Annotated in this window: 5 protein-coding genes and 1 pseudogene; 3 read left to right on the forward strand and 3 right to left on the reverse strand. The window is 65.2% G+C overall.

What is annotated here, in order from left to right:
• A pseudogene (locus tag XI08_RS10275) lies at nucleotides 1–184 on the reverse strand (hypothetical protein); the annotation flags it as partial.
• A 68-nt stretch (nucleotides 185–252) separates the two neighbouring features.
• Between XI08_RS10275 and XI08_RS10280 the strand changes: the two are divergent.
• Entirely contained in the window at nucleotides 253–366 is a 114-nt protein-coding gene (locus XI08_RS10280; protein ID WP_271574333.1) for a hypothetical protein, read from the forward strand.
• 260 nt (nucleotides 367–626) lie between these two features.
• On the forward strand, nucleotides 627–1,721 hold the full coding sequence (locus XI08_RS10285; protein ID WP_271574330.1) for a LuxR family transcriptional regulator: 1,095 nt from the start codon (nucleotides 627–629) through the stop codon (nucleotides 1,719–1,721).
• Between the two features lie 130 nt (nucleotides 1,722–1,851).
• On the opposite strand, the gene map is transcribed toward XI08_RS10285, so the two are convergent.
• Both map and XI08_RS10295 read right to left on the reverse strand, forming a co-directional pair.
• Nucleotides 1,852–2,670 carry a type I methionyl aminopeptidase gene (gene map, locus XI08_RS10290; protein ID WP_027548020.1) on the reverse strand — a complete coding sequence of 273 codons (819 nt, stop codon included), beginning with the start codon at nucleotides 2,668–2,670 and terminating at the stop codon, nucleotides 1,852–1,854.
• 107 nt (nucleotides 2,671–2,777) lie between these two features.
• On the reverse strand, nucleotides 2,778–4,094 hold the full coding sequence (locus XI08_RS10295) for a mechanosensitive ion channel family protein (RefSeq protein WP_271574331.1): 1,317 nt from the start codon (nucleotides 4,092–4,094) through the stop codon (nucleotides 2,778–2,780).
• A gap of 215 nt (nucleotides 4,095–4,309) precedes the next feature.
• Here XI08_RS10295 and XI08_RS10300 point away from each other — a divergent pair, with 215 nt between their 5' ends.
• Nucleotides 4,310–6,103, forward strand: a complete 1,794-nt coding sequence (locus tag XI08_RS10300; protein WP_271574332.1) for a potassium/proton antiporter — start codon at nucleotides 4,310–4,312, stop codon at nucleotides 6,101–6,103.
• Nucleotides 6,104–6,136: the final 33 nt, after the last annotated feature.

Raw genomic sequence — 6,136 nt, forward strand, 5'->3', positions numbered from 1 at the left:
CGGCAACGGCGGCGCCCGCGGGGCGGTCCAAAAGACCGCCCCGCGGGCGCCGCCACTGTTCGAGACCACGCTGCCGCTCCGGCAGGGGTATCGTGATTGCGATGACCCCGGCGAGAATGAGCGTCATGCCTGTAAGGGCCGACCAGGTGAAGCGTTCGCCGAGCCATGCCGTGCCGAGCGCCACCGCGAAGCCCGCGCGCAGATAGTTGCCGCCGTGTGCAGGAAGCCAAGCGTCTGATCGACCAGACCAGCATGACATTGGCGGAGATCGGCTTCGCCGCCGGTTTCGGCAGCGTTCGCAGATTCAACGATGCATTTGTCGCGACCTACAAGCGGCCGCCTTCGCCATTCCGCCGCCGGCGATAGGAGGCGCTACTTCGGTGTCATTCCGGGGCGGCGCGAAGCACCGAACAATGGTGCGCATTTGCGCACCTGAGAATCTCGAGATTCCGTGCGCTCGCTGATGCGAGCGCCCCGGAATGACACTTTGGGGATCACCCGACCTGCTTCTCGCCCTGCCGCTCGGACAGCGTGAAGGTCTCGTCGCCCATGTCATCCTCCATTCGGAGGATGTCGATCGTCCAAGATACCGCTATCAACCGATCGGATGATGGAGCTGCCGGACGATGGTTGACGTAGATCGGGTATCGCACCTGATCGGGGACATCTACGATGCCGCCCTCGATTCAGCATTGTGGACCGACGTCCTCGAGCAGACATGTCGGTTCGTCGGCGGAACGGCAGCATCGCTCTACTCTAAGGAGGTCGTCGCGCGGCAAGGGGCGGCCCGATACAACTGGAACATGCCCGCGGACGCCCTCACCGCGTATTTCAACGATCATGTGCGCTTCGATCCCGTCACCGTCAGCCAGTTCTTTTTCGAGGTCGGGGACATCTACAGCATCGCTGATCTCATGCCCTACGAGGAATTCGTCGCCACGCCGGTCTACCAGAAGTGGGCGAAACCCAATGGCTGGGTCGATCATCTTGCCGCGACCCTCGACAAATCGGCCAACGGCTTCGCCCTCTTCGGGGTGTTTCGCAACGAGAGGCAGGGGCTGGTCGACGATGGTATGCGCCATCGGATGCGGCTGTTGGTTCCCCATATGCGTCGCGCCGTGCTGATCGGGAACGTGATCGACGTTCACCGGGCCGGGTCGTCAGCCCTGTCGGATGCCTTCGATGCGATCGGCTCCTGCGTCTATCTCGTCGATCGCTCTGGCCGGATCGTGTTCGTCAACGAGGCCGGCCAGGCGCTGTGCGACAGCGGAACGGTCTTGAGCCGTCCGCGAAACGCGCTGACCGCCGTCGATCCGCACGCAGCCCGCATCCTGCGGGACCTCCTGGTTGCCGCGAACTACGGCGACAGCGCGATCGGGGTCAGCGGGATCGCGGTGCCGCTGTTGGAGCAGTCGGACCATGGCTGGTTTGCCCACGTGCTGCCGCTCACCTCGGGCGCCCGCCGTCGGGAAGGAAGGGTTCATTCGGCCGTGGCCGCTATCTTCGTTCGCAAGGTCTCTGCCTACGCACCGCCGCCGCTCGAAACGGTCGCCAGGCGCTACAAGCTCTCACCCGGCGAGGTTCGCGTTCTTCAGGCTATGATGAGTGTCACGGGTGTGTCGAAGACCGCCGCGGCGCTCGGATCGCCGAAACCACGGTCAAAACCCATCTGCAACATCTGTTCGCCAAGACGGGCGTGCACCGCCAGGCCGACCTGGTGAAACTGGTTGCGGCGCATGCGGATCCGTTTCGCTCCTGAATCGTTCCGCCTCGGCGTCTGATGTATCATCACGCGACGGCGCCGTCGGATGGCGGCGTCGGCAAGCTCGAACGTCTTGATCGAGCCTGAAATCACCCGATCTGCTTCTCGCCGTGTCTTTCCGACAGCGTGAAGATCTCGACGCCGGTCGCGGTCACGCCCACCGAGTGCTCGAACTGCGCCGACAGCGAGCGGTCGCGGGTCACCGCAGTCCAGCCGTCGGAGAGGATCTTCACATGCGGCTTGCCGAGATTGATCATCGGCTCGATGGTGAAGAACATGCCGGGCTTGAGCTGGACGCCTTCGCCGGGCCGGCCGATATGAATGATGTTCGGCTCGTCGTGAAACATGCGGCCGAGACCATGGCCGCAGAAATCGCGCACCACGCTCATGCCCTGCGGCTCCACGAAACTCTGGATGGCGTGGCCGATGTCGCCGGTGGTAGCGCCGGGCTTCACCGCCGCGATGCCGCGCATCATGGCTTCATACGTCACCTCGATCAGCCGCTCGGCCTTGCGCGCGATCGGGCCGACCGCATACATCCGGCTGGAATCGCCATACCAGCCGTCGACGATGAAGGTGACGTCGATGTTGACGATGTCGCCCTCCTTCAGCGGACGGTCGCCGGGCATGCCGTGGCAGACCACGTGGTTGAGCGAGGTGCAGGTCGAGTAGCGATAGCCGCGATACATCAGCGTCGCCGGATAGGCGCCATGGCTGAAGGCGAAGTCGCGGACGAACTGGTCGATGCGCTCGGTCGGCACGCCCGGCCCGACGATGTCGGTGAGCTCGTCGAGGCACTTGGCCACCAGCGCGCCCGCCTTGCGCATGCCGGCAAAGGCGCTCGGCCCATGCAGCTTGATCTGTCCGGTCTTGCGCAGGGAGGTATCGGTGGCTTCGACGTAGCTCATGCGGGGCTGGTCTCGATGTCGGCGGAAGGGCTTGATTTCAGGGCCATAATCTAATGATCACGGGCCTTCATGCAAGTCGGGCGTGGCTCTTGCGCCCGAAACAGGGCCTAATTCGGGACTTCTACGGTGGTTTCCACCGGCAGGGCGCCGCCGCGGACGCGGATTTCGCGGACCGGATAGGGAACCCGGATGCCCTCGCGCTTGAAGGCCTCCCACAGCGCCAGCATCACGTCGCTTTTGACATTGTCCATGCCGTCGGGGTCGGCGAGCCAGAGGGTCAGCGAGAACTTCATCCCGGCCTCCGCGAACTCGGTCAGGATGCAGTTCGGCGGCTTGGCCTTCTGCGCGCGGGGATGGGCTATGGCCGTCTCGATGGCGAGTTTGCAGACCAGCCTGGGGTCGGCGTCGTAATTGGTGCCGAAGGCGATCTTCACCAGCGTGTTCTTGTCGGTATAGGTCCAGTTGACGACCTTCTGCGTCACCAGATCCTCGTTGGGCACCAGGAACTCGCGGCCGTCGCCGGCGGCGACGGAAATATATCGCGTCTTCATCGCGCTGATGCGCCCGGTGTTGTCGCCGATGGTGACGAGATCGCCGGGCTTCACCGACTTGTCGGCGAGCAGGATGATCCCCGAGATGAAATTGGCCACGATCTTCTGCAGGCCGATACCGATGCCGACGCCGACCGCGCCGGAGAACACCGCGAGCGCCGAGAGGTCGATGCCGACCGCGCCGAGCGCAATGACGATTGCGATGGCCAGGAGCCCGATGCGGATGATCTTGACCAGCAGCACCTGCACCGACGGCGTCAGATCGGTGGTCGAGTTGATCCGGCTCTCGGCGAAATTGCTCGCGATGTTGGTGGCCCACAGCGCAATCAGCAGGAGCGCACCGGCCTTGATTACCAGCAGCGGCGTCAGCCGCAGGCCGCCGAGCACGATCGCGAAGGAATCGAGCAGGTCGACCGTCGTGTCGAGCTGTCCGATGATGGACAGCGCTGCGACGAACCACGCCGTGATCGACACCAGCTTGACGATGAAGGCGTTGCGCAGCACCGAGGTCACCAGCCGGATCGCGAGCCAGGCCAGCCCCATCTTGGCGGCGACCATCAGGAGATAGCTGCGGCTCGGCCAGGTCGCATGGTACATCACGAAGCGGGAGATGATCACGAACAGGGTGAACACCGCCGTCGAGGCACTGGAGACCATGACGCGGGCGAAGTGCCGGAGCGGCAGCGGCCAGCCCATCGCCAGCGAGGTCATGTCGACGCGGTTGCGCACGCCGGCTTCCGCGGCATAGGCGATTCCGGCCGCGGCCAGAATGAGGCCGAATTGCAGATAGAACCAGGGTGAGGAGACTTCCGCCCCGACGCTGCGCGCGGTGGTCTGCACGAACTCCATGAAGTCCTTGAGGTCCATGTCCATCGGGGCGGTCTCGTCGGGAAGCGGGCGGGAGGATTTGATTCGAGGGCGCCGCAGAATCCCACAAAGGGCGCGGCTGGACCATCGATACACCGCTAAGTGAAGTGCGTTAAGGCCGCAAAATGCGGGCAGATTGCCGCGAGCGGGAGAAAATGGGTTGGCGCGCCGGTACAGCGACGATAAGGATGCAAATCCAGCGATTTTTACCCGGAAGGTGGATGGCCTCTCTCGACTCTGTCAGCCTCGCCATATTGCTCGGCGCCGTCCTGGTGATGGCGGGTATCCTGTCGAGCCTGCTTGCGTTGCGCTTCGGCGCGCCCTTGCTGCTCGTCTTTCTCGTGATCGGCATGCTCGCCGGCGATTCCGGCCCCGGGCAGCTCCAGTTCGACGACGTCCGCACCACCTATCTGGTCGGATCGGTGGCGCTCGCCTTGATCCTGTTCGACGGCGGCCTGCGGACGCGCTTTGCCAGCATCCGCACCGTGCTTGCGCCGTCCGTGGTGCTGGCCACCGTCGGCGTGCTCCTGACCGCGCTGATCACGGCGCCGTTCGCGAAATACGCGCTCGACCTCAACTGGACGGAGTCGCTGCTGGTCGGCGCCGTGGTGGCCTCGACCGACGCCGCCGCCGTGTTCCTGCTGGTCCACACCCAGGGCCTGCGCCTGCGCCCGCGCGTCGGCGCGACGCTGGAGGCCGAATCCGGCACCAACGATCCCTTCGCGATCTTCCTCACCTTGATGCTGGTCGAATACATCTCGCTGGGAACAGGCACGGCGGGGCACGTGCTGATGGAGTTCGTCCAGGAGGCCGTGCTGGGCGCCATCATCGGCGTGATCGGCGGACGCCTGGTCGTCATATCACTCAACCAGGTGGCGTTGCCGCAGGGTCTGCATGCGCCGTTTGTCACAACCGCCGCGCTCGTGATCTTCGGCGGCTCGCAGATCGTGCACGCCTCCGGCTTTCTCGCGGTCTATCTCGCCGGCATCATCATCGGCAACCGGCCGACGCGCGCACACAATTCGGTGGTCGCCTTCCTGGATGCGGCGACCTGGCTGGCGCAGATTGTGATGTTCGTCCTGCTCGGCCTCCTGGTCTCGCCGAGCCGGCTTGGCGCCAGTGCGCTGCCGGCAATCGGGGTCGCATTCGTCCTGATGCTGGTGGCGCGGCCGATCGCAGTGTTCGTGTGCCTGGCGCCGTTCCGCTTCAACTGGCGCGAAAGGATCTTCATCGCCTGGACCGGCCTGCGCGGTGCCGTCGCGATCTTCCTGGCGTCGATCCCGATGCTGGTCGGCCTGTCCAAGGCCTATCTCTATTTCGACGTCGCCTTCGTCGTCGTCATCATCTCGCTGCTGCTGCAAGGCTGGACGCTGGCGCCGGCCGCGCGCAAGCTGCACGTCGCGCTGCCGCGCGCCGAGCGCGGCCCGCGGCGTGTCGAACTGGATCTGCCCGGCCAGCTCGAGCAGCAGCTCGTCGGCTATTCGGTGCGGCCCAAGAGCCTGTACTTCCGCCGCGGCCTGATCCCGTCCTGGTCCAAGCCGACGCTGGTGATCCGCAACGAGAACATCTTGACGCCGACGGAGGCCGATCCGATCGCGCCCGGCGACTACATCTATCTGCTGGCGCCGCCGGAAAAGGCCGAGTCGCTCGACCGCTTCTTCGTCGACATGCAGCCGAGCACCGCGCCGGACCCGCATCTGCTCGGCGACTTCATGGTCTCCGGCGAGCATACGCTGGCCGAGCTCGCCGAGATCTACGGCGTGAAGGTGAGCGAGGACGAGGCCAAGCTGACGCTCGCCGACTATTTCGACGTTCATCTCGACCGCGCGCCGAAAGAGGGCGCCGAACTGGCGCTGGACGAGATCGTGCTGGTCGCCCGCAGCATCTCCGGCGGCCGCGTCAATGTCGTGGGCCTGCGTCTGCCGGAAGACGACGAGACACCGCCGCCGCTGACGCGCCGGCAAGCGCTGCGGCGCAAGCTCGCGGATTTGTGGACGTCGGTGGCGGGGGTTTAGGGCACACCATCGCTTGCGGGCCGCCGCCACAAC

The organism is Bradyrhizobium sp. CCBAU 11361 (assembly GCF_028128935.1).
In the GTDB taxonomy this organism is placed as follows: domain Bacteria; phylum Pseudomonadota; class Alphaproteobacteria; order Rhizobiales; family Xanthobacteraceae; genus Bradyrhizobium; species Bradyrhizobium niftali.

Coding starts and splice junctions, on each gene's coding strand:
- XI08_RS10280 (WP_271574333.1), top strand. CDS start 253: ATGACATTGGCGGAGATCGGCTTCGCCGCCGGTTTCGGCAGCGTTCGC.
- XI08_RS10285 (WP_271574330.1), top strand. CDS start 627: ATGGTTGACGTAGATCGGGTATCGCACCTGATCGGGGACATCTACGAT.
- map (WP_027548020.1), bottom strand. CDS start 2,670: ATGAGCTACGTCGAAGCCACCGATACCTCCCTGCGCAAGACCGGACAG.
- XI08_RS10295 (WP_271574331.1), bottom strand. CDS start 4,094: ATGGACATGGACCTCAAGGACTTCATGGAGTTCGTGCAGACCACCGCG.
- XI08_RS10300 (WP_271574332.1), top strand. CDS start 4,310: ATGGCCTCTCTCGACTCTGTCAGCCTCGCCATATTGCTCGGCGCCGTC.